Origin of the sequence: Luteimonas sp. TWI382 (assembly GCF_039674545.1) — a bacterium.
Classification (GTDB): domain Bacteria; phylum Pseudomonadota; class Gammaproteobacteria; order Xanthomonadales; family Xanthomonadaceae; genus Luteimonas.
The window spans coordinates 1-1,214 of sequence record NZ_JBDJNS010000052.1 but is presented as its reverse complement, the minus strand read 5'-3'; the positions used below and the strand labels follow the sequence as shown (position 1 = coordinate 1,214).

The window sequence follows — 1,214 nt, the reverse complement described above, 5'->3', positions numbered from 1 at the left end:
TGTAATGACCCAGTGATTTCCTGCTCAGGTGCTACCTTTTGAGGAGAGCACGATGAGCCAAGTGATGGACGAAGAGATCAAACGTTGGACGGCGCGGCGCAAGTCGGCGCTGGTGCTGGAGATCATCCAGGGCAAAACGACGGTGGCGCAGGCCAGCCGGCAGTTTGACCTGACGCCCTCGGAGATCGAGAGCTGGGTGGAGGACGCCAAGCGCGGCATGGAGAACGCGCTTCGTGCCAAGCCCGAGGACGTGCGCGAGCAGTATGAACGGCAGCTCAAGGAGCTGCAGGAAGCCTATGGCGAGGCGATGCTGGAGCTGCGCGCACGAAAAAAATTGGCGTCCCTGTTGGGCAAGGACGAGACCTGATGGTCACGATCCAGCAGGGACTGCGGGCGGACGGGTTCGAAGTTTCGATGGTGAGACTGTGCCGCTGGTTCGGGGTGGCTCGACGCAGCGTGTACTACCGGCCCACCAAGGCGCCGCCATCGGTGAGGCCGGAGTTGGCCGGACCGATCAAGGCCTTGATCGAGGAGGAGCCATCGTTCGGTTACCGGACGGTGGCCGGGTTGCTGGGGATGAACAAGAACACGGTGCAGCGGGTGTTCCAGCTGATGGGCTGGCAGGTCCGCAAGCGGGCCGTGGGTATGCGACCGCGGATCCAAGCGCTGCCGTCGGTGGCACAGGCGCCTGACGAGCGCTGGGCGACCGACCTGTGCCGGATCTGGGGTGGCCGCGATGGCTGGCTGACCTTGGCTGTGGTGATCGACTGCTACACCCGGCAACTGCTCGGCTGGCAGCTCTCACGCAGCGGCAAGGCCAGTACCGCAGCCGCCGCGCTGGAGCAGGCACTGATCACCCGCTTCGGGACCTTGGGACGGGTGCAAAGCCCCTTCCTGCTGCGCTCGGACAACGGTTTGGTCTTCACCAGTCGCGACTACACGCGGCTGGTCCGCAGCTATGGCCTGCGCCAGGAGTTCATCACCCCGCACTGCCCACAGCAGAACGGAATGGTGGAGCGGGTCATCCGCACGCTCAAAGAGCAGTGCGCACATCGCCACCGTTTCGAAAGCCAGCAGCATGCCAGCCGTGTGCTCGGCGACTGGATCCAGTTCTACAACCACCGGCGTCCGCACCAGGCGCTGGGCATGAAGACACCCGCCGAGGCATACGCTTTAGCGGCCTGACCTGTGCAGGAACCGCTGGGTCATTACAC

General features: G+C 64.3%; 2 protein-coding genes. Both read left to right on the top strand.

Going from position 1 to position 1,214, the window contains the following annotated elements; translation table 11 throughout:
* Positions 1-52 precede the first annotated feature (52 nt).
* The gene (locus ABE505_RS17050; RefSeq protein WP_313050986.1) at positions 53-367 is read left to right on the top strand and encodes a DUF1153 domain-containing protein; all 315 of its coding nucleotides are present in this window, start codon (positions 53-55) and stop codon (positions 365-367) included.
* Positions 367-1,185 carry an IS3 family transposase gene (locus ABE505_RS17045; RefSeq protein ID WP_313050985.1) on the top strand — a complete coding sequence of 273 codons (819 nt, stop codon included), beginning with the start codon at positions 367-369 and terminating at the stop codon, positions 1,183-1,185. Before ABE505_RS17050 ends, ABE505_RS17045 begins: the two co-directional genes overlap by 1 nt.
* The last annotated feature ends 29 nt before the right edge of the window (positions 1,186-1,214 follow it).